Below are 24,793 nucleotides of genomic sequence, written 5' to 3' on the forward strand. Positions count from 1 at the left end.
AAGCGCACGAATTCTTCCTTCGTCTTGCCGCCGCCCACGTGGATGTTGTGCGCCTTTTCCTCGGCCACCGTGGTCTCCCACCGGATATCGCGGCCATTCGGGCCATAGTCGTGGCACATGAAGAGGCGCATGGTGTCGGGCAGCGACAAGACCTTCTGGATGCTGTCATAGAGCGTGGCCGCGTCCCCGCCGGGGAAATCGGCCCGCGCCGAGCCGCCGTCGGGCATGAACAGCGTATCGCCGACAAAGGCGGCATCGCCCATCACATGGGTCATGCAGGCGGGCGTGTGGCCGGGCGTGTGCATCGCGAAACAGGTCATGCCGCCCACGCTGTAGGTGTCACCTTCCCCGAACAGCCGGTCAAACTGGCTGCCGTCGCGCTGAAACTCGGTGCCCTCGTTGAATATCTTGCCGAACGTGTCCTGCACCACGAGGATCTTCTCGCCGATGCCGATCTTGCCGCCGAGTTTCTCCTGGATATAGGGCGCAGCAGACAGGTGGTCGGCATGGACATGGGTCTCGATGATCCATTCGAGGCTTAGCCCCTCGCGCTCGATATGGGCGATCATCGCGTCGGCATGCTCATGGGTGATGCGCCCCGCCGCATAGTCGATATCCATCACCGAATCGACGATCGCGCAGGCGTTGGACCCGGGGTCTTTCACCACGTAGCTGATCGTGTTCGTGTCTTCGTCGAAGAACGCCTCGATCTGCGGCGTCACGTCCGTGTTCACAGGATAGTTTGCCATGATGGCACCCCTTCTCATTTGTCCAGAACTCAGCGCTGGCAGGTGCGGATGCCAAAAATTCGGTACAGCGGACAGAATCGCACCCCCGCTGTCCCAAGCATCACGACACCAACCGCCACCGCGATCCATTTCGGCGCACCCACGGCCAGTGCAGGCACGAACCCGCCGAACGCCATCGCCAGAAGCGCAAGACCGATGAGGGCGCGCAACACCCTGTCAACAGTTCCGATATTCGCAGTCATCAAGTCTCTCCGATTTGATTGAAATCACTAACCGAGTATATCTTTTGGTATTTCTTGTCCGTGACTTGGTCACATAAGCATTCTGTAATATGAATATGTTTGGCAAATATTCAATCTCCCATGAAAAAGATCCTTCTCGCCGCAGCCGCCGCGCGACATGAGTCCGCAGGGCCTGATGCAGAAGATCATGGAGGCCGGAGCTAACGTCGAGGTCTGCGCAATCTACCTGCCGGGCGCGAACGCAGGCCCCGAGGCGCTGATCAGCCTTTATCGCACGGCCCTTGATGGCGGCAAAAGCCTGTGCCTTTGCGTATCCTTTTCGACCAGCAAGGAAAGCCTGCCTGCGGATGCTATCACACGGATCAGCCGGTTTCGCGCCATGATGATCAACTGGCTTGCCGGGGTCTTCGAACTGGGCAAGACGGACGGATCGATCAAGGCCGTGCTTGGCACTGACGCGGAGGCGGCTGCCGCGCTACCGCTTCTTGAAGGTGCCCAACTCGCGGCGCGCGCGGAAGAAAATCCCGCCCCTTACGACGCCGCCGTCCGGTTGCTTTTGGACCGTTGCGCTTGATCGAACGCAACAGTGGTGGTCGGCACCGTCTCTCCCGTGCTTTGACGTGACATATCCGGGAGCGCCCGGGGTGTGCCATGCGACCAACACCCATTTGCTCCGTGTTGCGATCCGGGGAGCCATATTTAATCGAGTTGCGCTCCATCACGGAACCCTCTATGCCGCGCCGCAGCGAACCTGGACCCGGGAGGAATCCCGGGTGGCTTTTCCGGCCGCCGATCCGCCGGACAACGACAATCAACTGTGCCCTTGCACTCCGGCTTTGCCCCTCATGCCTTGCCGGTATCGGATACCATGACATGATTTCACTCGACGCCTATCGCAGCCAGTGGCTGGGACACATTCGCGGCGATCTTCTGGCCGGTCTGGTCGTGGCGCTGGCGCTTATTCCCGAGGCTATTGCCTTTTCGATTATCGCCGGTGTCGACCCCAAGGTCGGGCTTTACGCCAGCTTCTCGATCGCCGTGATCGTCGCGATCACCGGCGGCAGGCCCGGCATGATTTCAGCCGCGACCGCGGCAACCGCCGTTCTGATGATCACCCTCGTGAAAGACCACGGCTTGCAATACCTCCTGGCGGCAACGGTCCTGGCGGGCCTGCTGCAGATTGCAGCCGGGGTCTTCAAGCTGGGTTTCATCATGCGGTATGTTTCGAAATCCGTCATGACGGGTTTCGTCAACGCCCTCGCCATCCTGATCTTCATGGCGCAACTGCCCGAACTCGACCCGCGCGACGTGACCTGGCTGACCTATGTGCTGGTCGCAGCCGGTCTCGCGATCCTCTACCTGTTTCCACTTCTGACAACGGCGATCCCGTCGCCGCTGGTCACCATCGTCGTCCTCACCGTGCTGGCATTCGCGCTCGGGCTCGACGTGCGCACGGTGGGCGACATGGGTGAATTGCCCGACACGCTGCCGATCTTTCTCATCCCCCAGATCCCGCTCACCTTCGAGACGCTGATGATCATCCTGCCCTACTCGGTGGCGGTGGCCGTCGTGGGCCTGCTCGAAAGCCTGATGACACAGAACATCGTCGATGACCTGACCGACACGAAATCGAACCGCAGCCAGGAGATGGTCGGGCAGGGCATTGCCAATACCGCGACCGGCTTTATCGGCGGCATGGCGGGCTGCGCCATGATCGGACAGTCGATCATCAACGTCAAATCCGGCGGGCGCGGGCGGCTGTCGACCTTCACGGCGGGCGTCTGCCTGCTGTTCATGGTGGTCGTTCTGGGCGATCTGGTCAGCATCATTCCGATGGCCGCGCTGGTGGCGATCATGATCATGGTCTCGATCGGGACGTTCTCCTGGTCGTCGATCAAGGCACTGCGCACCCATCCGCAGTCGTCCTCTGTCGTGATGATCGCCACGGTCGTGACCGTGGTCTACACGCATAACCTTGCCATTGGCGTTCTGGTGGGGGTGCTGCTGTCCGGGATTTTCTTTGCAGGCAAGATCGCGCAACTGTTTCGTGTTCACTCCGAGATCAGCGATGACGGGCGTGTGCGCACCTACCACGTCGAGGGCCAGCTTTTTTACGGATCGGTCGAGGATTTCATGGATGCCTTCGATTTCAAGGAAGCCCCGGAGCACGTCGTGATCGACGTGAGCCGCGCACATATCTGGGACATCAGCTCTGTTCAGGCGCTTGACCTGGCGATACTCAAGTTCCGTCGTGACGGGGCCGAGGTCGAGGTCGTCGGCATGAATGACGCGACCGAAACCCTCGTCGATCGGCTGGCCATTCACGACAAGCCCGGCGCGATGAAGACGTTGATGGACCATTGAGGGAGGCGACAACCATGAACAACAAGATCATCGCATTGGTGGACGGGTCGATTTATTCGGAAAGCGTCTGTCATCACGCGGCCTGGATCGCGAAGAGAACCGACGCGCCGGTGGAATTGATTCACGTTCTCGGGCGCCGTGGCGGCCCCGAGAAGCAGGATCTCTCGGGCTCGATCCGTCTCGGGGCGCGGACGAAACTGATGGAAGAGCTGGCCGAACTGGACGCGCAGCGCGCTAAATTGATCAGCCACCGCGGCCGCGCGGTCCTGGAGGATGCGCGCGCGATTGTCGATCAGGACGGCGTTACAGAGATCACCACGCGCCTGCGCCACGGTGACATCGTCGAGACGATCACCGAGATCGAAGAGAATGCCCGGGTCATCCTGATCGGCAAACGCGGCGAAGCGGCGGATTTTGCCAAGGGGCACCTGGGCTCGAACCTCGAGCGCATCGTGCGCGCAGCCCATCGACCGGTCTTTGTCGCATCGCGCGCGTTTCAACCCATCCAGTCGGTGCTTGTCGCCTATGACGGCGGCAGCTCGTCGATGAAGGCGGTGGATCACATCGCGCGCAGCCCGCTCTTCGCCGATCTCAAGGTCACCGTCGTCACGGTCGGCAGCGAAACCACCGAGATCAACAAGGGGCTGGAAGATGCCAAGGCGCTGCTCAAGGCGGCAGGCATCGAGGCGGAGACACGCGTCATCGAAGGGCAACCGGAAACCGAGCTTGGCACGCTTGTCGAGGAAGAGAGCTTCGGCATGGTCGTGATGGGCGCCTATGGCCACAGCCGCATCCGCAGCCTGGTGATCGGCTCCACCACGACCGAGATGGTGCGTAGCTGCAAGGTGCCTGTCGTTCTCATGCGGTGATCGCCATGACAGGGCCGTCTTCCTGGCCCCCCACCGGCTTTCCACGGCCCGCACCGATCGACAATTTCGGCCGTGTCAGTCCTGCCGGTGGCCAAGCCACGGCCCCGGTGGAGGCTATTCCGAGATAAACCGGCTTTTCATCTCGACCTCCTGTTGGCGCATCAGGGACCACGCGGTTTCCATGTGGTCGGACATGATGGCGCGGGCCCGATCGGCGTCGCCCTCGCGAAGCGCCACGACAAGCCGTTGCTGGTGGTCGCGCCCCTGTTTCCAAAGCTCGATATTGGGCGGCGAATAGAGGCGCCGATAGACGGTGAGATCCGTCAGCAGGTTGACCATGAAGTCGATGATGAATCCAAGCAGCGGGTTCTTCGCCTGTTCCGCGAGGATGGCATGAAAGCGGAGCGAGGCAACATGCTGTTCGCGTTCCTCGTCGAGCGTCGTGGCCGGCTCGGAATATTCGGCAATGTTCTCTTCGAGAAGCTGCAGCACCTCCTCTGGCAATTGGCCCGCGAGCGTTGCGGCCAGTTCCGGCTCCAGCGTCAGGCGAAGCTGGTAGAGATTGCCAATGGTCAGGTCCTTGAAATAGAAATAATTTCCGAGAAGCGCCTTGGCGCGTTGGCGGCTGACCTCGTGGACAAAACTGCCGCCCCCGGGGCCGGTGCGCGTCTTGATCAGACCTTGCGCCTCGAGAATGCGCATCGCTTCGCGGATCGTGCCCTTGGCCATGCCGAACCGCTCGATCAGCTCTGCCTCGCCGGGCAAGCGGTCACCGGCCTGCAATCCCTGCTCGACCACCCAATCCTTGATCGCCTCGGCAACCTGGACCGGTCTGCTGAGCTTCGGTTCAGTCTTCGATCGGGTGGTGGCAGGCGGCAAGCTGGTCCTCTCCCATTTCTCTGAGCTCCGGCACGTGGGTGCGGCACAGGTCGGTCGCGCGCGGGCACCGCCCGGCAAATGCACAGCCCGGGGGCGGGTTTAGCGGATCGGGCAGTTCAGACCCCTTCTGCTCGGGCGCGGTCAGCGGCCGGCCCACGACCGGTGCACTGTCCGCCAGCAGTTTTGTATAGGGGTGCCGGGGGTTTGCAAAGATGCTCTCGGCCTTGCCGATTTCGACCACTGAGCCAAAGTAGAGCACGACAATCCGGTCGCTGACCGCCTCGACCACCGCCAGGTCGTGGGTGATGAACAGATAGGTCAGGCCGAATTTTTCCTTCAGATCAGCCAGCAGGTTCAGCACTTGCGCCTGCACCGAGACATCCAGCGCTGAAACCGGTTCGTCCAGGATCATGATCCGCGGGTTGGCCGCCAGCGCCCGGGCGATGCCGATCCGCTGCGCCTGTCCGCCCGAAAATTCGTGCGGATAGCGGTCGAGGAATTCCTCGCGCAGGTTGACCGAGGCAAAAATCTCCGAAATCCGCGCATCGCGCTCGGGCCGGGGCATGCGGTGCAGCCGTTTCAGCGGCGCCTCCATCACCTGCCGGATGGTCTTGCGCGGGTTGAGCGAGCTGTTGGGGTCCTGGAACACGTACTGGATCAGCTTGCCGAACGCCGCCGGGTCGGCGGTGTCAAGCGCACGCCCTTCGATCTCGATATGCCCTTCGGTCGGCTCCAGCAGCCCCACCAGCATCCGCGCCAGCGTCGATTTTCCGCAACCGGATTCGCCCACGACACCCAGCGTCTCGCCGGTCTCGACGTCAAAACTCACCGGCCTGACGGCACGCACCCCGGGCGCGGCAGCACCGAAAAGCGGTTTCTTCAGCGGAAAGGTCTTGGCGAGGTTCTCGATCCTGAGCGCGGGCATCTAGACGGCCTCCTCGGGATAGAGGCAGCGCACGGCACGCGGGTGCGTACCCGCCAGCGGAATGTCACCGGCCCGGCAGCTTTCCCGCGCCTTGTCGCAACGCGGCGCAAAGGCACATCCCGACGGCAGATCGTCCACTGCCGGTGGCAGGCCGGGGATAGCGGCCAGTGCGCGCCGCCCACCCCCCAGTTCCGGCACGCAGGCGATCAGCCGCCGGGTATAGGGATGGGCGGGGGCATCCAGCACAGCCCGGGTCGGCCCCTCTTCGACGATCCGGCCGGCATACATCACCGCCACCCGGTCACAGAGCTGCGCCACCACGCCGAAATCATGGGTGATGAAGATGATCGCCAACCCGCGCTCGCGTCGCAGATCATCGAGCAGCGACAATATCTGTGCCTGGACGGTCACATCCAGCGCCGTTGTCGGCTCGTCGGCGATGATCACGTCCGGCTCATTGGCCAGCGCCATGGCGATACCGACCCGCTGCCGCATCCCGCCAGACATCTCGTGCGGATAGTCATCGATGCGGCTTTCGGCATTGGGAATCCGCACGTCCTTGAGCAGTTGAACGGCACGCGCACGCCCCTCGGCCTTGCCGAGCTTGTGATGCGACCGGATCGCCTCGGCCAGTTGCTCGCCTACGCGATAGAGCGGATGCAGCGTCGAGAGCGGATCCTGAAAGATATACGCCACCCTGTCGCCGCGCTTCCGGCGCAGGCTTTCATAAGGGGCACCGATCAGGTCCTCGCCCTGGAACCGCACCGCCCCGCCGGTGATCACGCCCGGCGGCGAGGCGACGAGGCCCATGACACTGAGCGCGGTGACGGATTTGCCCGAGCCGGATTCGCCAATCACGCCGAGGCATTCGCCGGGCTTCACGGCCAGCGACACGCCCCCCACGGCGCGGTAGATGCGTTTGCCAACATGGAACTGGGTCTCCAGGTTCTGGATGGCAAGCAGGTCGTCGGTGGCAGCGGGGATATCGCCGGCACGTTCGACCAGCGTGGTGGCGCGCGGCCGGCTGAGCGCACCGGACCGCAGCCGCGGGTCAAGCGCATCACGCACCCCGTCGCCCAGCAGGTTGATCGACATCACGATCAGGAAGATCATGATCCCCGGCACGATCGAGGTGTGCGGGTGCGAAATGAGCGCCGAGCGCGCCTCGCCCAGCATCGAGCCGAGATCGGCCTGCGGCGGCTGGCTGCCGAGCCCTAGGAAGCTGAGCCCGGCGGTTTCGAGGATCATCCAGCCTACCGTGGTGGACATCGCGATGATGATCACCGGCAGCACATTGGGCAGCAACTCGGTCAGGATGATACGGGTATGGCCCATCCCCGCCAGCCGCGCCGCGTCGATGAACTCGCGGCCCGCGAGGCCGACGGTGATGCCGCGGATATTCCGGGCAAAGAACGGCACGTTCACCGCCGCCACGGCAATGAGCGCGTTCATCAGCCCGGGGCCGAGGGCGGCGACGATGGCCAGCGCCAGCAGGATGTAGGGGAACGCCATCAACATATCGACGCCGCGCATGATGATGTTGTCGGTGCGCCCCCCGAAATAGCCAGCAACAATCCCGATGGCAGAGCCGATCGTCGCGGCAATCAGCGCCGCGACGACACCGACGGCCAGCGACAGTCTCGTGCCGTGCAGCAGGCGGCTGGCCAGGTCGCGGCCGAGGTGATCGGTGCCCAACAGGTAGCCCTCGGTAAAGGGCCGCTTGAAACGATCGGCGGTGGCGGTGGCGTCGGGGTTTTGCAGCGGCAGGAGCGGCGTGATCAGCACCAGGATCAGGATAGCGGTCAGCACCACCGCACCCATCGCCGCCAGCCGGTTGCGAAAGAGAAGTTTCAGGAACGCGGTCATGTCTTGATCCGTGGATCAAGCAGGCCTTGCGCCACATCCACGGCGATATTGAACATCACGTAGCAGGCCGCAACGAAAACGACGCCCCCCTGCACCAGCAACAGGTCGCGCGTCAGGATCGCGTCGACCAGCATCCGGCCCACGCCCGGCCATTGAAAGACAATCTCGATATAGACGGCACCCGACAGAACGAACCCGGCCTGAATCCCGAGCACCGGAATGATCGAAACCATCGCCGCGCGCAGGGCATGGTCCATGATCACGCGGCGCTCATGCACGCCCTTGGCGCGCGCGGTTCGGATGTAATCCTGCCTCAGAACTTCGAGCATGGCCGACCGCGACAGCCGCGCGATGACCCCGGTGGCCACGGCTGCCAGCGCCAGCGACGGCATGATCAGGTGGCGGATCAGGTCGGGCAGGTCACCGCCACCATAGATAGCAAACATTCCGCTGACCGGAAGCCACCGCAGGTTCACCGCGAAGAGCAGGATCATCATCATGCCGAGAAAGAAGGACGGCACCGAAATGCCAATGAGCACCACGAAGGTGATCGCCTTGTCCGCGAAGCCATACTGGCGGGCAGCGGAAACCACCCCGGCAAGAATGCCGAGCACCGAGCACAGGACAAACGCCGTGCCCGCCAGGATCAGCGTGGCGTTGAACCGTTCCAGCACCTCGTCGATGACCGGGCGGTTCAATGAGTAGGAGCGCCCGAAATCACCGGTCAGCATGTTGGAAAGCCAGATGAAATATCGCTGCACCAGCGGCTTGTCGAGACCCAGGTCGCGGTTGATCTTCGCCACGTTCTCTGGCGTGGCGTAGGACCCCAGGATCGCCGTCGCCGGATCGCCGGGAATGAGCGACATGATCAGGAAAACGATGATGGTGATCCCCAAAAGCACGGGGATGGCCGAGATCAGCCGTTTGAGGATATAGCCGCCCATGATCGCCCCTCCGCGCGCCATACCGTTTTCTTCACAAGAAAACGCGCCGGGATCCTTTCAGGATTCCGGCTGCGCCCCGGGCACGCGTGGCGCCCGGGGCCGAAGGCATCAGTTTTTCACCACGTCTTGCAGATACAACAGGAACGAAGGCTCCAGGCCGAAGTTTTCCACCCGGTCGCTGGTCACCGCGTTCTGTTTCCAGTTGGCGACAAAGACCCACGGCGCGTCTTCCTGCACGATGGCCTGCATCTCGCGGTAGAGCCGCGCGCGCTCGTCCTGATCGGTGGCCGTGCGGGCGGCGTCCAGCAACTCGTCCACCTTCTCATTGGCGTAGTAGCCCGAGTTGAACCCGCCCTTGTCGGGCCACGCCTCGGACCGCAGCGCCAGGTAAGGCAGCGTGTCAGGATCGTTGGTCATCCACGCCATCTCGGCCATGTCGGCCTTGCCTTCCAGCCCCGGGTTCACCTCGCCCAGAAACGTGTTCCACTCGTAGGTCTCGATCGTCACGTCGAAACCCACGGCCTCCAGATCGGCCTGGATCGCGGTGCCCATCGGCACCGGATCGAGCATGCCCGAGCCGCCTTCGGTCACGTAGAAGGTAAGCTCCGCGCCCTCTGCCCCGGCCTCGGCGATCAGCGCCTTGGCTTTTTCCGGGTCATGCGGGTACGGGTCCAGCGCGTCGTTATAGGCCCAGGCAAAGGCGGGCGGCGTGGGGCCCGCGGCCACGGTAGCGGTACCCTCCAGCACGTCATTCACGATCGCCTCCTTGTCGATCGCGTAATTGGCGGCCTGGCGCACCCTCTTGTCGGCAAACGGGCCTTCCTTGGCGTTCAGGATCAGGAACCAGACATGCGGTCCCGCCTGCTCTGAGACCTCGAACCCGTCGCCTTCGAACTGACCCAGCGATGTCGGCGGCACCTCGACCATCAGGTCGATACCGCCGGCCAGCATCTCGGCCACGCGGGTGTTGGCATCGGTGATCGGGCGAAACACAACCGCCTCGGTCCCGGCGGCGTCGCCCCAGTAGTCATCGTTACGCTCGACGACCACGGCTTCGTTCGAGCGCCATTCGACGAACCTGAACGGGCCGGTGCCCACGGGGTTGCGGCCAAACTCTTCTTCATGCGCCTCGACAGCGGCGGGCGAGACGATCAGACCGGTCGGATAAGCCAGGTTCGACAGGAACGGGGCATAAGGCTCGCTGAGGGTGAATTTCACCGTCATGTCATCGACTACCTCGGTCGATTCCACCGATCCAAAGAAGAACGACAGCGGAAACGGGCCGGTATCGTGATAGGGATGGGTCTCATCCAGCATCCGGTCAAAGTTGAACTTCACCGCATCGGCATTGAACGGGGTGCCATCGTGAAAGGTTACGCCCTCGCGCAACGAAAAGGTATATTCCGTGCCGTCCTCGCTGATCGACCAGTCCGTGGCAAGCGACGGCTCGACCTCAAGCGCCCCGGATTTGTAACGGGTCAACCCCTCGTAAACATTCACCAGTATCCGGAAATCATTCACCGCGGTCACGGCCGCGGGATCGAGCGATTTCGGTTCGGCGATCTGGCCGACGATCAGCACGCCGGGCGGGGTTTGGGCGGTTGCAGAGGACGTGACGGCGCCGATGGCCAGCACCGCTCCCGTGGCGGCCGCCATCAGTCCCCGGCGGGTCCAGGTCATGAATGTCATCGTTGATCTCCCTGTTGGCATGATCCGCTTAATTTATCATGATAAATTGCTTCGGTCAATTTTTCATGATAAATTCCGGATTCTGTTGATAGTGGACCGATATGACCTTTTCGATTCTCGCCCGCGACCCAGAAACCGGCGCCATCGGCGGCGCCGCCGCAACGGGCTCTCTGTGTGTCGGCGGCTGGGTCCTGCGCGGCGATCTGGCGGCCGGGATGTCGGCCAGCCAGGGCGCCGCCCCATCGACCCTGTGGGGGGAAGACGTGCTGCACATGATGCGCAACGGCGCCGGAGCCGAACAAGCCGTGGACCGGGTCACGAGCGATGACAAAGGCCGCGATTACCGCCAGTTGGCAGCGCTGGACCTGTCCGGGCAGACCGGCGCCTTTACCGGCGCCTCGAACGAACCGGAAAAGGGCAGCCTGGGCTTCGCGGACGGGATCGTTTCCGGCAACATGCTGACCAGCACAGGTGTTCTTGACGCGATGGCGGATCGCTTCCTGCACACCCGAGGCGGGTTCGATCATCGCCTGTTGTCGGCGCTTCATGCGGCCGCACAGGAAGGTGGCGATTACCGCGGGCTTCTATCCGCCGCGCTACTGGTGCTGCATCCTGGCAAACCGCCTTTGACCTTGCGGATCGACTATCACCCGGACGACCCGATAGGCGCGCTCCGGGACCTGCATGTCAGGGCAACGACGGGGTCGTATGCGAAATGGACAGACCAGGTTCCGACCGCCAGGGACAGGCAGCGCACCCTCGACTGACCGGGGCGTGCGGGCCGCGTTGCGGCATAACTGGGGGAAAATCCGCGCCGGTCAAAGGCAGAAGGAATCGGCGCACGGATACCAGCCGTCAAAGCTCCACCAACCGCTCCTCGATCGGTGAGGATTGCACGACAGAAGAGTTCGTCGCGCCGAAGGGGACGATCCTGTCAATGACCGCCTCCATTTCCGCGACATCGCGCACATGCGCCCGCGCGACGAAACAATCGTCGCCCGACACCCGGTCACAGGCCACGATCTGCGGTGTCCCGCGGATCGCCTCGATCATGTTGTGCATCTCTCCCGGCAGCGGCCGCGCCCGGATCAGGATCGTCAGACCATAGCCGAGGCGTGCCGGGCCGATACGCGCACCGTATCCGGTGATGATCCCGACATCCTCAAGCCGCCGCACCCGGTCCGCCACACTCGGTGCCGACAGGCCGACGCGCCGCGAAAGCTCGGCCCGCGGGATGCGCGCGTCAGCGGCCAACTCGCGAAGAATCGCTGCGTCGATGGCATCGAACCCGGCTTCTTTCAAACGAAGGCATGCACGCGAATTTACCTCCTTATTATTCACATATTCCGTGTTTGACATGCTTGATTTCCATATATTTGGCCAAATTTACCTTGCATCATGTCAGGATGAAAGATCAAGCACCGAACGCTCCCGGCGCGATGTCGCGCCTGTCGGACGCTGTCCCTCCGCACGCATGGTTCGGCGTCTCCGCGGTCTTCCACTATCTTGGACCGTCTTTCGCCGTGCTGCTGTTCCCGGTCGCCGGGGTTCTTGGCATCGCGTGGTTCCGCATCGCCTCGGCGGCGTTGATATTCGCCCCGGTCACAAGGCCCTGGCAAACATTCCGGCGGTCAACGCACCGCGAGCGCGTTCTCCTGCTGGCCCTCGGCGCCTGCCTCGCCGTGATGAACAGCGCGTTCTACCTTGCCCTCGACCGGCTGCCGATCGCCCTTGTCGCGGCTATAGAGTTCCTCGGGACGATCGGCATCGCGCTGTGGGGGTTACGGACCGGGCGCAACACGCTGGCCCTCGTTCTGGCAGTCGCGGGGGTCGCGCTCTTGATCGACATTCCCGCGCTTCTGGCGGCCGACGGCGCGGCAATGACATCCGATCTTCTGGGCCTGTTCTGGGCGATCCTGAACGGCGCCCTGTTCGTTCTCTACATCGTTCTCGGGCACAGGATTTCCGAAAGTGGCGCCTCGGGCGGGGTAGAGCGGCTCGGGGCAGCCATGGCGGCGGCGTTTCTCTTCGTCATGCCGATCGGGTTCATGCAAGCGCTCGCCGCCTTTGGTGCGCCCTTGCTGGTGCTGGCGGGGATCGGTGTCGGCATCTGCTCCTCGGTCATCCCCTATGTCTGCGATCAGCTCGCCATGGCGCGCCTGCCACGCGCCAGCTTTGCCTTGCTGCTGGCGCTGCTGCCGGCATCGGCGACGATCATCGGGGCCATCGTGCTGCGCCAGGTTCCCGGCGCGGTGGATATCCTCGGCGTCGTTCTGGTCATGATCGGGGTGGCGGTGCACCGGCCGGCGCCGCCGACCGTCCCCGGGCAGACCACCGCCTGAGTCCATGCCGCCGGTCACTGCACAAAAACGGACCGGCGCGCGTGGCGCCGGTCCGTTGGGGCAGGCTCACATCGCGGCGATCATCTCGGATTGCTTCACGATCACCTCGGCCTGCTTGATCGAGGCAATATCCACGAGACGGCCCTTGTAGGTCGTGGCGCCTTCGCCGCGGGCCTTGGCCTCTTCCATCGCCTTCAGTATCTCGCGCGCCTCCTGCACCGATTCCTCGGTGGGCGTGAAGATTTCGTTGGCCAGCGCCACCTGCTTGGGGTGGATCGCCCATTTGCCGACCATCCCCAGCGTGGCCGAGCGCCGCGCCTGCGCGCGGAATCCCTCGTCATCCGAGAAGTCGCCGAACGGCCCGTCCACGGGCAAGAGGCCATGCGTGCGGCAGGCGGCGACGATATTGGCCTGCGCCCAGTGCCACGGGTCGGACCAGTATTTCTCGCCCTCGCGCAGCATGTAGTAATTCTCCTGCGTGCCGCCGATGCCGGTCGTGGACATGCCCATCGACGCCGCGAAATCCGCCGCCCCGAGGCTCAGCGCCTGCATCCGGGGAGAGGCCGCCGCGATCTCCTCGACATGGGAAATCCCCGCCGCCGTCTCGATGATCGCCTCGAAGCCGAGGCGCTTCTCGCGGCCTTTCGCCGCCTCGATCGAGGTCACCAGCGCATCGACCGCGTAAATATCGGACGCACAACCCGCCTTGGGGATCATGATCTGGTCAAGCCGGTCGCCGCCCTGTTCCAGCAGGTCCACTACGTCGCGATACCAAAAGGGCGAGTCGAGCCCGTTGATCCGCACCGAGAGCGTCTTGTTGCCCCAGTCCACCTCGTTGATGGCACGCACGGTATTGGCGCGCGCGGCGTCCTTGTCGGTGGGCGCGACCGAATCCTCCAGGTCGATATTGATGACATCCGCGGCGCTCGTAGCCATCTTCTCGAACAGCTTGTCGTTCGAGCCGGGGCCGAAAAGCTGACAGCGGTTGGGCCGTGCGGGCGGTTGGGGTTGCAGGCGAAAGCTCATCTCGGATCGCTCCCTTGGTTCGGAAATTGCGTGGATACTCCGGGTCGGAGGTATGAAATTGCGCGCACCTGCGCAAGCCGGTTTCGTACACCACGGGATGCAAACCACACCAGCACCCATGCGCAGAACCTTCGCGAAATCGTGCCGAAGGCCGAAGAATCCCCCGAAATTTCCGGCATCCCCATTGATTCCGGCAGAAAATGGCGCAGCATCCGGTGCAGTCTGCGCGCGAACGCGCACCGCGCCAAGGAGACCGCCATGATCGAGACACCGTACCTGCTGTTCCTGGGCGACGCGCCCGACATGCTTGCCGCCAAGGTCGCCATCGGCATCCGCGACTGGCGGCCCGAGAACGCGCTGGGGCAGATCCGCCTGCCCGGCTGCGGCGCCGACCTCGGACTGCCCGACATGACGCTGGCCGAGGCACGCGCGGCGGGCGCCAAGACCCTCGTCATCGGCGTGGCCAATCGCGGCGGCGTCATCAGCCCGGAATGGAAGAAGGTGCTGATCGAGGCGCTGGAGATGGATTACGACCTCGCCTCCGGGCTGCACAACCTGCTTCGCGACGAGGGCGATCTCGTGGCCGCGGCGCAGACGCATGGCGGCACGCTGCACGACGTGCGGGTGCCGACCGTGGGCTATCCCATCGCCAACGGTGTCAAGCGCACCGGCAAGCGCTGCCTTGCCGTCGGCACCGATTGCTCGGTCGGCAAGATGTATACCGCGATGGCAATGGAAGCCGAGATGGTGGCGCGTGGCATGAAGGCCACGTTCCGCGCCACCGGGCAGACCGGCATCCTCATCACCGGCCACGGCGTGCCGCTCGACGCGGTGATCGCCGATTTCATGGCCGGGTCGGTGGAATACCTCAGCCCCGACAACGACCCCGACCACTGGGACATGATCGAGGGACAGGGCAGCCTGTTTCACGTCTCCTATTCGGGGGTGACGCTGGCGCTCATCCACGGCGGGCAGCCCGACGCGCTGATCCTGTGCCACGAACCGACGCGGCCCCACATGCGCGGGCTTCCGGGTTATACGCTGCCGTCGCTCGAGACGCTGCGCGACACCGCCCTGCCGCTGGCGCGGGTGTCGAACCCGGCCTGCGTGGTGGCGGGCGTGTCGGTCAACACGCAACACATGGACGAGGCCGCGGCGCGCGCCTACCTTGAAAAGGTCGAGGCCGAGATGGGCCTGCCGGCCACCGATCCCTACCGTTTCGGCCCGGGCACGCTGGTGGACGCACTGGCCGCGATCTGATCGGGCGGGGCCTCCGGCGGGAGTATTTTTGGAAAGATGAAAGGGGGCCGCGTGGAGATTTCGGTAACGCGCGACATTTTCCGGCTGGCGCAGGTCTTTACCATCAGCCGGGGCTCACGGACCGAGGCACAGGTGCTGACGGTCCGGGTGCAGGACGGCGGCGCGACCGGTTGGGGCGAATGCGTGCCTTACGCCCGCTATGGTGAGACGCTGGACAGCGTGGCGGCGCAGATCGCGGGCCTGCCCGGGGCGGTGACGCGCGAGACGCTTCCCGATCTGCTGCCCGCCGGCGCGGCGCGCAACGCGGTGGATTGCGCGCTGTGGGATCTCGAGGCCAAGCGTCGCGGTTGCCGCGTGTGGGAACTCGCCGGGCTACCCGCGCCGGGGCCCGAGATCACCGCCTACACGCTCTCGCTCGACAGCCCCGACGCGATGCAGGCGCAGGCGGCGAAACATGCGCACCGGCCCCTGCTCAAGATCAAGCTGGGCACGCCCGACGACATGCCCCGGCTAGAGGCGGTGCGGCGCGGCGCGCCCGATTCGCGCATCATCGTCGATGCCAACGAGGGGTGGAGCGCCGATATCTACGCCGATCTCGCGCCGCACCTCGCGCGGCTCGGCGTCGCGCTGGTGGAACAGCCGCTGCCAGCGGGGGATGACGACGCGCTCATCGGGATGGATCGCCCCGTGCCGGTCTGCGCCGACGAATCCTGCCACGACCGTGCGAGCCTGCCCGCGCTCGCCGGGAAATACGACATGGTCAACATCAAGCTCGACAAGACCGGCGGGCTCACCGAGGCGCTCAGCTTGCGCGACGCCGCGCGTGCCGGGGGCTACGGCATCATGGTGGGCTGCATGGTGGGAAGCTCGCTCGCGATGGCGCCCGCGACGCTGGTGGCGCAGGGGGCGGCGGTGACGGACCTTGACGGCCCGCTGCTTCTGGCCGAAGACCGGGAAAACGCCTTGATATTCGACGCCGCCGGGGTTCACCCGCCCGAGGCGGCCCTGTGGGGATGACGATATGCGCACTGTCTACGTGAACGGAGAGTACCTGCCCGAGACCGAGGCCACCGTCTCGATCTTCGACCGCGGCTTCCTGATGGCCGACGGGGTCTACGAGGTGACGAGCGTCCTGGGCGGCAAGCTCATCGACTTCGACGGCCACCTCGCGCGGCTGGAGCGCTCGCTGTCGGAACTGGACATGAAAAAGCCCGCCGCTTTCGACGACCTGCTCGACATCCACCGCGAGCTGGTCCGCGTCAACGGCATCACCGACGGGCTGGTCTATCTTCAGGTCACGCGCGGCAGCGACGGCGACCGCGATTTCGTCTTTCCCGACCCCGAGACGACCGAACCGACCCTGGTGCTCTTCACCCAATCCAAGCCCGGCCTCGCCGACAGCCCAGCGGCGAAGACCGGCATCAAGGTGATCGGCATAGAGGATATCCGCTGGGGCCGCCGCGACATCAAGACGGTGCAGTTGCTCTACCCCTCGATGGGCAAGATGATGGCAAAGAAGGCCGGCGCGGACGATGCCTGGATGATCGAGGACGGGCATGTGACCGAAGGCACGTCGAACAACGCCTATATCGTCAAGGGCAACACCATCGTCACCCGGCACCTGTCGACCGACATCCTCCACGGCATCACCCGCGCCGCCGTGCTGCGCTTTGCCCGCGAGGCACAGATGCAGGTGGAAGAGCGCGCCTTCACCATGGACGAGGCCAAGGCCGCCGACGAGGCCTTCGTCACCTCCGCCTCGGCCTTCGTCATGCCAGTGGTCGAGATCGACGGCACGGCACTCGGCGACGGCACACCCGGCCCGGTGGCCAAACGCCTGCGCGAGATCTACCTCGAAGAAAGCCTGAAATCGGCGGTTTGAGGGGGGCGTTCAAGACACGCACGCGACCCGGACCAGCAATCGGTCAAGATTGACGATGGCAGTCGGGGCGCGTGGTCTCTCGGCACGCACGCGGTTTCCTCCGGGCTTTCGAGTAACACCGCACACCGTCAGGGGACGTCAGATCAGCGTGCGCCCCACGTATCGGACAGCCGGTAGCCCTCCGGCCAGGGGTCCGAAGGATCCAGCATGTGCTGGTGCATCCCGGTGATCCAGCCGCGACCGGAAATCTCGGGATGGATGGCCGGGCTGCCGCCTACCATGGTTTCGCCGGTGATCCGGCCCGAGAAGGTCGAGCCGATCACCGAGCGGGCGGTCAGCCGGTCGCCCTCCTTCATCGCGCCGCGGGCGTGCAGCACCGCCATGCGCGCCGACAGCGCGGTGCCGGTGGGCGAGCGATCCACCTTGCCGGGCCGGATGGCGACGGCGGCGCCGGTCTCCATCCCCTCCAGCCCCTCGCGCAGCGGCCCGGCGAACAGGCAGAACGAGATGTGCCGCCAGTCCGGGTTATCGGGGTGGGTGAATCCCAACTGCGCGTTGGCGGCATCGGTGATCCTGACGCCGAGCGTGGCAATGTCGTGCGCCTCGTCTTCCGTCAGGGAAAACCCCAGCGTTTCCGCGTCCACGATCACGAAACTGTCGCCGCCATAGGCGGTGTCCACGGTCAGCGTCTCCACCCCTTCCACCTCCAGGCGTGCGCCCAGCTTCTGCGCGAAGGAGGGGACGTTGCGCACGAAGATGCGTTCGGCCTTGCCATCGCGGCATTCCGCCCGCACCCGGACGAGCCCGCCCGGCGCTTCGAGCACCAGGTGCGTCTCGGGCTCCTGCATCGGCACAAGGCCCCCGTCTAGCAGCACGGTCGCGACGCAGATCGAGTTCGACCCGGACATCGGCGGCGTGTCCTCCGGCTCCATGATGATCCAGGCCGCCTGCGCCTCGGGGTGCTTGGGCGGCACCAGTAGGTTGACATGGCGAAACACGCCCCCGCGCGGCTCGTTCAGGACGAAATTGCGCAGGCTCTGGTCGCGGGCGATCCAGCGGCTCTGCTCCCAGATCGTCTCGCCCGGCGGCGGCAGGACGCCGCCGACGATGACATCGCCCACCTCGCCCTCGGCATGGGCAGAGATGACATGGATTGTCCTGGATGATCGCATGTCAGAGCACCTTGCAAAGCCGCAGCGCATCGTAGATCGCCGCGTGTGTGTTACGCGCGGCGACCACGTCGCCGATGCGAAAGAGCTGGTAGGCGCCGCGTTCATTGCGGGCCACCTCCTGTGGACGCCCCTCGACCAGCGCCTCGTAATCCACCTCGCCAAGATTGATCGAGCCGGGACGGAGATCGAAGTATATATCGTCCAGCGGCCGCGTACCGTGGTTGACGACCACCTGATCGACATGGCGTTGGCGGCTGACCCCACCATAATCGCTGCCAATCGTGGCGCGCAGCGCGTTGCCCTCGCGCCGCACCGCGTCGAGCTTCCACGTCACCGTGAAGGTCACGTCATGCTTTTGCAACTCGCGCATGGACGGTGTCAGCGACATGGCCATGACTTCCGGGGCAAAGCTGCGGTCGCGGGTCATGATCTCGACCCTGGCGCCGGTCGCCGCGATCTTCTCGGCGGCTTGCAGCGCGGCATAGTCTCCGGCGTCGTCATAGATCAGCACGTTCCCGCCCGGCAGGGCATCGCCGGACAGAATGTCCCAGGCCGAGACGACAAGCGCATCGCCCTCATCGAGAACCTCGGTATGGGGCAGCCCGCCGGTGGCCACGATCGCCACGTCGGGATCATGGGCCAGCACGGTCGCCTCGTCAGCGAAGGAGTTGAAGTGGAAGGTCGCACCCATCCGTTCGCACTCCTCGAAACGCCACTGGATGAGCTGGATCATCTCCTTGCGTCGATCGGTTTGCGCCGTCAGCCGGACCTGCCCGCCGGGATCGTTTGCCGCCTCGTGGACGATCACCTCGTGGCCCCGCTCCGCAGCGACGCGCGCGGCCTCCAGCCCGGCAGGGCCAGCCCCGACGATCACCACGCGCCGCCTGGTTTCGGCCTCGGCGATCTCGTGCGGCTGCTCGATCTCCCGCCCCGTGGCCGGGTTGTGCAGGCACAGCGCCATCCCCCCCTGGTAGATGCGGTCGAGGCAGTAATTCGCACCCACGCAGGGGCGGATGCGCTCTTCCTCGCCGCGCATGATCTTGGCCACGATATGCGGGTCGGCCATGTGCGCGCGGGTCATCCCGACCATGTCAAGCTTGCCCGACGCCACCGCGTGCCGCGCGGTCGCCACGTCCTGGATCTTGGCGGCGTGGAAGGTCGGAAATTGCGTTGCGGCGCGAATCTCGCCGGCGAAATCCAGGTGCGGCGCGCTGCGCATACCCTGAACCGGGATCACGTCGGTCAAACCTGCATCGGTGTCGATATGCCCTTTGACGACATTGAGGAAATCGACCATCCCGCAATCCTTTAGCCGGTGCGAGATTTGCAGCCCATCCTCCTTGGTGAGCCCGCCGGGCAGGTCTTCATCGCCGGTGTAGCGCACGCCGACGATGAAATCGGGGCCGACGCGCTCGCGAATGGCCGTCAGCGTCTCGAAGGTAAAGCGCAGGCGGTTGTCCAGGCTGCCGCCATAGTCACCGTCGAGATCGTTGGTCAGCGGTGACCAGAACTGGTCCATCAGGTGGCCGTAAGCCTGCAACTCGATCCCGTCGAGCCCCGCCGCCTTCATCCGCTCGGCGGCATCGGCGTAATCCTCGATGATGCGGGAAATGTCCCAGTCCTCGGCCTTTTTCGGGAACGCCCGGTGCGACGGCTCGCGCTCGTGGCTCGACGACACCACCGGCAGCCAGTCCGCCTTGTCCCAGCGGGTGCGGCGGCCGAGATGGGTCAGTTGGATCATCACCGCGCAATCGTGTTCGTGGCATTCGTCGGCAAGCTGCTTCATCCAGCCGACGACCTCGTCCTTCCACGCGAGGATATTGTTGAAGACCGGCGGGCTGTCGCGCGCGACCGAGGCCGAACCGGCGGTCATGGTGAGCGCCACACCGGCCCGCGCCCGCTCGGCATGGTAGGCGCGATAGCGGTCCTTCGGCATTCCGTCCTCGGGATAGGCCGGCTCGTGGCTGGTGATCATCAGCCGGTTCTTCAGCGTCAGGTGCTTGAGCTGATAGGGCTGGAGAAGGGGATCGCTGGTCATGGGAACCTCCGTGAGTTCCGCGGACGATTCCACAAAATGTTCACATATGTCAATCTTGAGTTCATCGATGTATATTCCTCTTGAACTGCGGGGATTTCAGCCGTAATCTCGGGCGCATGAGCAGGAAGCCCTCCACCACGGATGATCCCGACAAGATCTCGGGTTGGCGCGGCTCACGCGAGATCTGGCTTGCGGCGGCCAAGCAGGCCTTTCTCGAAACCGGCCTCGATGCCGTGAAAATCCAGCCCTTGGCGACCCGGCTGAACATCTCCCGCACGAGCTTCTACTGGTTCTTCAAGGACCGGAACGCGCTGCTGGATGCCCTGCTCGAAGAATGGGACGCAAAGAATACCGGGGCCTTCGTCGATGCGACCGGCGCCTATGCCGAAACGATCGCCGAGGCGGTTCTCAATCTCATCGTGGTCTTCCACGACGAAGACCTGTTCGAGCCGCAACTCGATTTCGCGGTTCGGGGCTGGGCACACCAGTCCAACGACGTCATGGCCCGCGTCAATGCGGCGGACGAGCGGCGCCTGGATGCCATTCGTGCGATGTTCGAGCGCTTCGGCTTCCCGCCCGAAGACGCCGATGTCCGGGCACGCACCGTCTACCTGGTCCAGATCGGCTACATCTCGATGCAGGTGCGGGAAAGCCAGGCCGTGCGTATGGCCCGGGTGCCGGGTTACGTGGAAACCTTTTGCGGCGAAGCCCCGACGCAGAGCGAACTTGCCCGGTTCCACGCGCGGCTCGGGTTCCGAACACCCGGCCCCAACACCGCCGAAACAAAGGAGCCGACGTGATGCGACCACACATCAACGAGCTGGACGAAACGGCATTCGACGTCGTCGTGATCGGGGCCGGCGCGGTCGGATGCGCGACGGCGCGCGAACTGGCAGGGCGCGGCTTCACGACATTGCTGGTCGAGCGTGGAGACATCGGCTCAGGCACCTCGTCCCGGTCCAGCCGGATGCTCTATTCCGGGCTTGGCTACCTCGCCGTGCGGTATCCGCTCTGGCAGATGATCTTCCGGCCGGTCGACATGATCCAGCGCCTGCTTTACACGCGCTCCGTCATGCAGTGCCGCGCCGAACTGGTGCGCCAGATGCCGGGCCACCTCCACAAGCACAGGTTTCACTACCCGTTCCGTCAGGGCGACCGTTACCCGCCCTGGCTCGTCGATACCGGCTTCCGGCTGGTAGAGGCGCTCGGCGGCTGGAAGGTGCCGCTGGACTACCGCCGCATCTCGCATGAACAGGCCGCGACAGAGAGCGCACTGGCAGCCGACCTCGGCGGCCCCCTGCGCGGCGTCGGCGTGTTCGAGGAATACATGTATTCGTGGCCCGAGCGTATCTGCGTCGATACCGCGCTCGATGCCGAGCGCCGCGGCGCCACCCTGCGCACCTACACGGCGGTGACCGGGCTGACGAGGCAGGGCAACGCCTGGACCGTCGCGCTCGAAGAGCGCGCACCAGAAGCCGAGGGCCGCGCGTCGGTCACCGCGCAAATGGTCGTGAACGCGACCGGCCCATGGGTCGACCGGCTGCCCGGGTGCGGCGGCACCGGTCCGAACCGCGTCGTCGGCCTCAAAGGCGTCAACGTGATGGTCCGCCTGCCCGAGCGTTACCGTGGCGAGGGCCTGGAAGCCTTTTCAAGCAAGGGCGAGCCCTTCTATGTCTTTCCCTGGCGCGACCATCACCTGATCGGACCGACCGAGACGGTCGTCAGCGACGACCCCGACGATGTCCGCGTGCAGGACCATGAAATCGACTACATCCTCGACGAGGCAAACCGGCTCTTTCCCGACCTCAAGCTGACCCGCGAGCATATTCTGCATTCGTGGTGCGGCGTTCGGCCGATGTCGACACTCGACGGCACCACGACCCGCAACGCCGTTCGGATCGTCGAGGACCCAACGCAGCCGGGTCTCGCGACGGTGACCGGATCGACCATCATGCTGCATCGCCATGCCGGGCGAAAGGCGGCGCGCGCCGTCGAACGGAGGCTCGGCAAGAGGGGCGAGGCGCCTACCGGACCGATCGACGCCCCGCACCACCTGCGTCCTGACGAGGAGATCGGTCAGGTGGCCGCGACCGAGCATGTCGTGCGCCTGACCGACCTGATCAGGCGGCGCCTGCCCGACGGGCTCGACACGGCACTCGGACGGAACCGCGCCGAGGACCTGTCGCGCATCGCCGCCGCAACCCTCGGCTGGACCGAAGCGCGGCGGCAGGACGAACTGGCGCATTTCGAGCGAGAGACGGCTTCGATTTATCAAGCCCCCTGACCGCGCCCCGGCGGCGTCCAACCGAAGGGCCCGAACGTATCGATCCCGGATGATCACGTATGAACAAGGCGTTTTCCGCACCGCCCGGCAGACGCCCGCAGACGCGTTGCGCGCGATTCACCTCGATGGAGAGTTTGACGCCAGCGGTTTGAGGAGGGCAGCACCGTCCGCCCGCTCCGCACAGCTTCTGCGCCCCCACGCGGAATTGCGCCCGGGGCGCACAGGACGCACCTTTTCCCCAGGCCCAAGGAAAGGAGCCCCGCCATGACAAATCCCGTTCATCCCGCCGCCCGCATCGGCCATGTCCATCTCAAGGTCGCCGATCTCGACCGCGCCGTCGGCTTCTATTCCGGCGTGCTCGGGTTCGACATCATGCAATACTATTCTGGCGGGCGGGCGGCGTTTCTCTCCGCCGGGGGTTATCACCACCATATCGGCCTCAACACATGGCAATCGCTGGGCGGCACGCCGCCGCCCCCGGGCCATACCGGGCTGTTCCACACCGCCTTTCTCTACCCCGACCGCGCGGCGCTGGGTGATGCGGTGCGGCGCGTTCTTGACGCGGGCATCGCGCTCGACGGCGCCGCCGACCACGGGGTGAGCGAGGCGGTCTATCTGCGCGACCCCGACGACAACGGGGTGGAACTCTACCGCGACAAGCCCGAATCCGACTGGCCCCGCGACGCCGAGGGCAACCTCGCGATGGTCAACGACCCGCTCGACGTCGAGGCGCTGCTGGCCGAGGCCCGCCCCGCGCGCTGATCCCTCTGGACGCCCCGGCGCGGGGGCCCTAACCTGCGCGGCGACAGGAGGGCAGCACATGGCGACAGGCACCAATATCCGCACCTATTTCGAGGGCCGCTGGCACGACGGCGACATCCCGGTGATGAAGGCCGCCGATCACGGCACGTGGCTCGGCTCCTCGGTCTTCGACGGGGCGCGCTACGTGGATGGCATCATCCCCGATCTCGACCGCCATTGCGCCCGGGTCAACGCCTCGGCCGAGGCGCTGATGGTCACGCCCACCGTTTCCGTCGATGATATGCAGGCGATCGTCTGGGAGGGGCTCAAGGCATACCCAAAGGACGCGGCCATCTATATCAGGCCGATGTATTGGGCTCTCGACGGCGGCCACCTCGCCGTGCTGCCCAAGCCGGACGCCACCGGCTTTGCCATCTGCCTCGAGGAGGTGCCGATGCCGCCGCCGGGCACCACCACCACGCTCTGCCGCACCCGCTTTCGCCGCCCGGTGCTCGAGGATGCGGTGGTCAACGCCAAGGCCGGCTGCCTCTACCCCAACAACGCGCGCATGCTCAAGGAGGCGCGCGACCGCGGCTTCGGCAACGCGCTGGTGGCCGACGCGCTCGGCAACGTGGCGGAAACGGCCACCGCCAACGTCTTTGCGGTCAAGGATGGCGAGGTGTTCACCCCCATCGCCAACGGCACCTTCCTCGCCGGAATCACCCGCGCACGCCATATCGACAACATGCGCCGCAACGGCATGACCGTGCACGAGACGGTGATGAGCTTCGAGGATTTCAAGACGGCGGACGAGGTGTTCCTCTCGGGTAACCTGACGAAGGTGACGCCGGTCTCGGCCTTCGAGGACACCCCCTATCAGCCCGGCCCCGTCGCCGAGCGGGTGCGCGAGATGTACTGGGACTGGGCCTTTTCCGACGCGCGGTGATCCGCGCGGCGCACCGTGGCGTATCAAGTGGTGACACACAGGAGATTGCCATGCGCCTGATCGCCGCCCTATTCGCCACGCTTCTTGCCCTGCCCGCCGCCGCGCTCGACCGCACGACCCCCTTCGACAGCATCGACGGCGGCGAATTGCGCCTCGGCGACTGGGCCGGACAGCCCGTGCTCGTGGTCAACACCGCCTCGCGCTGCGGCTTCACGCCCCAGTATGACGGGCTCCAGGCGCTCTACGACCGTTACCGCGACCGTGGCCTCGTGGTGCTCGCCGTGCCCTCGGACGATTTCCGGCAGGAGTTGTCCAGCGAGGCAGAGGTCAAGGAATTCTGCGAGGTGAATTTCGGCCTCGATATCCCGATGACCACCATCACCCATGTGCGCGGGCCCGAGGCGCACCCGTTCTACGCCTCGCTGGCCGCCGAAACGGGCTTCACGCCCGCGTGGAACTTCAACAAGGTGCTCGTCGCCCCCGACGGCCGCGTGGCGGGCACATGGGGGTCGATGACACGGCCCCTCTCCGGCGCGATCACCCGGCAAATCGAGACGCTTCTGGCCGAGTGAGCC

At 65.0% G+C, this 24,793-nt stretch carries 24 protein-coding genes and 1 other annotated feature; of the genes, 13 read left to right on the forward strand and 11 right to left on the reverse strand.

The features are described from left to right. Both CRJ03_RS04820 and CRJ03_RS04825 read right to left on the reverse strand, forming a co-directional pair. On the reverse strand, positions 1–749 hold a 749-nt coding region (locus CRJ03_RS04820), incomplete at its 3' end, for an MBL fold metallo-hydrolase (protein WP_104017782.1). Between the two features lie 29 nt (positions 750–778). Continuing rightward, complete coding sequence (locus CRJ03_RS04825) at positions 779–991, reverse strand: YgaP family membrane protein (protein ID WP_104017783.1); 213 nt, start codon at positions 989–991, stop codon at positions 779–781. Between the two features lie 157 nt (positions 992–1,148). On the opposite strand from CRJ03_RS04825, the gene CRJ03_RS04830 reads away from it, so the two are divergent. The 3 genes from CRJ03_RS04830 (at position 1,149) to CRJ03_RS04840 (ending at position 4,224) form a co-directional block, all read left to right on the forward strand. After that, positions 1,149–1,565 carry a hypothetical protein gene (locus tag CRJ03_RS04830; protein WP_104017784.1) on the forward strand — a complete coding sequence of 139 codons (417 nt, stop codon included), beginning with the start codon at positions 1,149–1,151 and terminating at the stop codon, positions 1,563–1,565. Positions 1,566–1,741: 176 nt separating this feature from the next. Beyond that, positions 1,742–1,798, forward strand: a sequence feature (sul1 is cis-regulatory element that is thought to sense ions involved in sulfur or methionine metabolism; They are found in Alphaproteobacteria). Positions 1,799–1,864: 66 nt separating this feature from the next. After that, the gene (locus CRJ03_RS04835; protein ID WP_104017785.1) at positions 1,865–3,355 is read left to right on the forward strand and encodes a SulP family inorganic anion transporter; all 1,491 of its coding nucleotides are present in this window, start codon (positions 1,865–1,867) and stop codon (positions 3,353–3,355) included. Positions 3,356–3,369: 14 nt separating this feature from the next. Then, positions 3,370–4,224, forward strand: coding sequence for a universal stress protein (locus tag CRJ03_RS04840; protein ID WP_104017786.1), 855 nt, complete (start codon positions 3,370–3,372; stop codon positions 4,222–4,224). Between the two features lie 114 nt (positions 4,225–4,338). On the opposite strand, the gene CRJ03_RS04845 is transcribed toward CRJ03_RS04840, so the two are convergent. The 5 genes from CRJ03_RS04845 to CRJ03_RS04865 form a co-directional block, all read right to left on the reverse strand. Then, the gene (locus tag CRJ03_RS04845; RefSeq protein ID WP_104017787.1) at positions 4,339–5,103 is read right to left on the reverse strand and encodes a FadR/GntR family transcriptional regulator; all 765 of its coding nucleotides are present in this window, start codon (positions 5,101–5,103) and stop codon (positions 4,339–4,341) included. After that, the gene (locus CRJ03_RS04850) at positions 5,072–6,028 is read right to left on the reverse strand and encodes an ABC transporter ATP-binding protein (RefSeq protein ID WP_104017788.1); all 957 of its coding nucleotides are present in this window, start codon (positions 6,026–6,028) and stop codon (positions 5,072–5,074) included. The genes CRJ03_RS04845 and CRJ03_RS04850 overlap by 32 nt, the downstream gene beginning before the upstream one ends. After that, on the reverse strand, positions 6,029–7,894 hold the full coding sequence (locus tag CRJ03_RS04855) for a dipeptide/oligopeptide/nickel ABC transporter permease/ATP-binding protein (protein WP_104017789.1): 1,866 nt from the start codon (positions 7,892–7,894) through the stop codon (positions 6,029–6,031). Beyond that, positions 7,891–8,838: an ABC transporter permease gene (locus CRJ03_RS04860; protein ID WP_104017932.1), complete on the reverse strand. Its 948-nt coding sequence runs from the start codon at positions 8,836–8,838 to the stop codon at positions 7,891–7,893. Before CRJ03_RS04860 ends, CRJ03_RS04855 begins: the two co-directional genes overlap by 4 nt. A gap of 108 nt (positions 8,839–8,946) precedes the next feature. Beyond that, on the reverse strand, positions 8,947–10,527 hold the full coding sequence (locus tag CRJ03_RS04865; protein WP_104017790.1) for an ABC transporter substrate-binding protein: 1,581 nt from the start codon (positions 10,525–10,527) through the stop codon (positions 8,947–8,949). Between the two features lie 101 nt (positions 10,528–10,628). Between CRJ03_RS04865 and CRJ03_RS04870 the strand changes: the two genes are divergently transcribed. Further along, the gene (locus CRJ03_RS04870) at positions 10,629–11,294 is read left to right on the forward strand and encodes a DUF1028 domain-containing protein (protein WP_104017791.1); all 666 of its coding nucleotides are present in this window, start codon (positions 10,629–10,631) and stop codon (positions 11,292–11,294) included. 88 nt (positions 11,295–11,382) lie between these two features. Here CRJ03_RS04870 and CRJ03_RS04875 read toward each other — a convergent pair whose 3' ends face one another. Beyond that, the gene (locus CRJ03_RS04875) at positions 11,383–11,829 is read right to left on the reverse strand and encodes an Lrp/AsnC family transcriptional regulator (RefSeq protein ID WP_240611557.1); all 447 of its coding nucleotides are present in this window, start codon (positions 11,827–11,829) and stop codon (positions 11,383–11,385) included. 104 nt (positions 11,830–11,933) lie between these two features. On the opposite strand from CRJ03_RS04875, the gene CRJ03_RS04880 reads away from it, so the two are divergent. After that, the gene (locus tag CRJ03_RS04880; RefSeq protein ID WP_104017933.1) at positions 11,934–12,869 is read left to right on the forward strand and encodes an EamA family transporter; all 936 of its coding nucleotides are present in this window, start codon (positions 11,934–11,936) and stop codon (positions 12,867–12,869) included. Between the two features lie 66 nt (positions 12,870–12,935). Here CRJ03_RS04880 and CRJ03_RS04885 read toward each other — a convergent pair whose 3' ends face one another. Further along, entirely contained in the window at positions 12,936–13,895 is a 960-nt protein-coding gene (locus tag CRJ03_RS04885; RefSeq protein WP_104017793.1) for an L-malyl-CoA/beta-methylmalyl-CoA lyase, read from the reverse strand. A gap of 258 nt (positions 13,896–14,153) precedes the next feature. Between CRJ03_RS04885 and dgcN the strand changes: the two genes are divergently transcribed. From dgcN to CRJ03_RS04900, 3 genes are read left to right on the forward strand one after another with little or no spacing between them, the layout of a single operon-like run. Next, on the forward strand, positions 14,154–15,155 hold the full coding sequence (gene dgcN / locus CRJ03_RS04890) for an N-acetyltransferase DgcN (protein WP_104017794.1): 1,002 nt from the start codon (positions 14,154–14,156) through the stop codon (positions 15,153–15,155). A 51-nt stretch (positions 15,156–15,206) separates the two neighbouring features. Then, the gene (gene dgcA, locus CRJ03_RS04895) at positions 15,207–16,172 is read left to right on the forward strand and encodes an N-acetyl-D-Glu racemase DgcA (protein WP_104017795.1); all 966 of its coding nucleotides are present in this window, start codon (positions 15,207–15,209) and stop codon (positions 16,170–16,172) included. A 4-nt stretch (positions 16,173–16,176) separates the two neighbouring features. Next, positions 16,177–17,037 carry a D-amino-acid transaminase gene (locus CRJ03_RS04900; protein WP_104017796.1) on the forward strand — a complete coding sequence of 287 codons (861 nt, stop codon included), beginning with the start codon at positions 16,177–16,179 and terminating at the stop codon, positions 17,035–17,037. A 143-nt stretch (positions 17,038–17,180) separates the two neighbouring features. Here the strand turns inward: CRJ03_RS04900 and CRJ03_RS04905 are convergent, their stop codons facing one another. Together CRJ03_RS04905 and CRJ03_RS04910 are read right to left on the reverse strand one after the other, a co-directional pair. Beyond that, the gene (locus CRJ03_RS04905) at positions 17,181–18,209 is read right to left on the reverse strand and encodes a trans-3-hydroxy-L-proline dehydratase (RefSeq protein WP_104017797.1); all 1,029 of its coding nucleotides are present in this window, start codon (positions 18,207–18,209) and stop codon (positions 17,181–17,183) included. Position 18,210: 1 nt separating this feature from the next. Continuing rightward, entirely contained in the window at positions 18,211–20,247 is a 2,037-nt protein-coding gene (locus CRJ03_RS04910; RefSeq protein ID WP_104017798.1) for an NADH:flavin oxidoreductase, read from the reverse strand. Between the two features lie 116 nt (positions 20,248–20,363). On the opposite strand from CRJ03_RS04910, the gene CRJ03_RS04915 reads away from it, so the two are divergent. The 5 genes from CRJ03_RS04915 to CRJ03_RS04935 all read left to right on the forward strand — a co-directional run bounded on the left by CRJ03_RS04915 (position 20,364) and on the right by CRJ03_RS04935 (position 24,790). Further along, positions 20,364–21,047 carry a TetR/AcrR family transcriptional regulator gene (locus CRJ03_RS04915; RefSeq protein WP_104017799.1) on the forward strand — a complete coding sequence of 228 codons (684 nt, stop codon included), beginning with the start codon at positions 20,364–20,366 and terminating at the stop codon, positions 21,045–21,047. After that, the gene (locus CRJ03_RS04920) at positions 21,047–22,531 is read left to right on the forward strand and encodes an FAD-dependent oxidoreductase (RefSeq protein ID WP_104017800.1); all 1,485 of its coding nucleotides are present in this window, start codon (positions 21,047–21,049) and stop codon (positions 22,529–22,531) included. Before CRJ03_RS04915 ends, CRJ03_RS04920 begins: the two co-directional genes overlap by 1 nt. 264 nt (positions 22,532–22,795) lie before the next feature. After that, positions 22,796–23,293 (forward strand): VOC family protein, encoded by a 498-nt coding sequence (locus tag CRJ03_RS04925; protein WP_104017801.1) that lies wholly within the window; start codon positions 22,796–22,798, stop codon positions 23,291–23,293. A 58-nt stretch (positions 23,294–23,351) separates the two neighbouring features. Beyond that, positions 23,352–24,218, forward strand: coding sequence for a branched-chain amino acid aminotransferase (locus CRJ03_RS04930; RefSeq protein WP_104017802.1), 867 nt, complete (start codon positions 23,352–23,354; stop codon positions 24,216–24,218). A gap of 50 nt (positions 24,219–24,268) precedes the next feature. After that, the gene (locus tag CRJ03_RS04935; RefSeq protein ID WP_104017803.1) at positions 24,269–24,790 is read left to right on the forward strand and encodes a glutathione peroxidase; all 522 of its coding nucleotides are present in this window, start codon (positions 24,269–24,271) and stop codon (positions 24,788–24,790) included. Positions 24,791–24,793: the final 3 nt, after the last annotated feature.

Origin of the sequence: Roseovarius nitratireducens, assembly GCF_002925845.1 — a bacterium.
GTDB lineage: Bacteria > Pseudomonadota > Alphaproteobacteria > Rhodobacterales > Rhodobacteraceae > Roseovarius > Roseovarius nitratireducens.

Bases quoted from the DNA above. Each gene is read 5' to 3' on its own strand.
- CRJ03_RS04825 (WP_104017783.1), bottom strand. From the start codon at position 991: ATGACTGCGAATATCGGAACTGTTGACAGGGTGTTGCGCGCCCTCATC.
- CRJ03_RS04830 (WP_104017784.1), top strand. From the start codon at position 1,149: ATGAGTCCGCAGGGCCTGATGCAGAAGATCATGGAGGCCGGAGCTAAC.
- CRJ03_RS04835 (WP_104017785.1), top strand. From the start codon at position 1,865: ATGATTTCACTCGACGCCTATCGCAGCCAGTGGCTGGGACACATTCGC.
- CRJ03_RS04840 (WP_104017786.1), top strand. From the start codon at position 3,370: ATGAACAACAAGATCATCGCATTGGTGGACGGGTCGATTTATTCGGAA.
- CRJ03_RS04850 (WP_104017788.1), bottom strand. From the start codon at position 6,028: ATGCCCGCGCTCAGGATCGAGAACCTCGCCAAGACCTTTCCGCTGAAG.
- CRJ03_RS04855 (WP_104017789.1), bottom strand. From the start codon at position 7,894: ATGACCGCGTTCCTGAAACTTCTCTTTCGCAACCGGCTGGCGGCGATG.
- CRJ03_RS04860 (WP_104017932.1), bottom strand. From the start codon at position 8,838: ATGGGCGGCTATATCCTCAAACGGCTGATCTCGGCCATCCCCGTGCTT.
- CRJ03_RS04865 (WP_104017790.1), bottom strand. From the start codon at position 10,527: ATGACATTCATGACCTGGACCCGCCGGGGACTGATGGCGGCCGCCACG.
- CRJ03_RS04870 (WP_104017791.1), top strand. From the start codon at position 10,629: ATGACCTTTTCGATTCTCGCCCGCGACCCAGAAACCGGCGCCATCGGC.
- CRJ03_RS04880 (WP_104017933.1), top strand. From the start codon at position 11,934: ATGAAAGATCAAGCACCGAACGCTCCCGGCGCGATGTCGCGCCTGTCG.
- CRJ03_RS04885 (WP_104017793.1), bottom strand. From the start codon at position 13,895: ATGAGCTTTCGCCTGCAACCCCAACCGCCCGCACGGCCCAACCGCTGT.
- dgcN (WP_104017794.1), top strand. From the start codon at position 14,154: ATGATCGAGACACCGTACCTGCTGTTCCTGGGCGACGCGCCCGACATG.
- CRJ03_RS04900 (WP_104017796.1), top strand. From the start codon at position 16,177: ATGCGCACTGTCTACGTGAACGGAGAGTACCTGCCCGAGACCGAGGCC.
- CRJ03_RS04905 (WP_104017797.1), bottom strand. From the start codon at position 18,209: ATGCGATCATCCAGGACAATCCATGTCATCTCTGCCCATGCCGAGGGC.
- CRJ03_RS04910 (WP_104017798.1), bottom strand. From the start codon at position 20,247: ATGACCAGCGATCCCCTTCTCCAGCCCTATCAGCTCAAGCACCTGACG.
- CRJ03_RS04915 (WP_104017799.1), top strand. From the start codon at position 20,364: ATGAGCAGGAAGCCCTCCACCACGGATGATCCCGACAAGATCTCGGGT.
- CRJ03_RS04920 (WP_104017800.1), top strand. From the start codon at position 21,047: ATGCGACCACACATCAACGAGCTGGACGAAACGGCATTCGACGTCGTC.
- CRJ03_RS04925 (WP_104017801.1), top strand. From the start codon at position 22,796: ATGACAAATCCCGTTCATCCCGCCGCCCGCATCGGCCATGTCCATCTC.
- CRJ03_RS04930 (WP_104017802.1), top strand. From the start codon at position 23,352: ATGGCGACAGGCACCAATATCCGCACCTATTTCGAGGGCCGCTGGCAC.
- CRJ03_RS04935 (WP_104017803.1), top strand. From the start codon at position 24,269: ATGCGCCTGATCGCCGCCCTATTCGCCACGCTTCTTGCCCTGCCCGCC.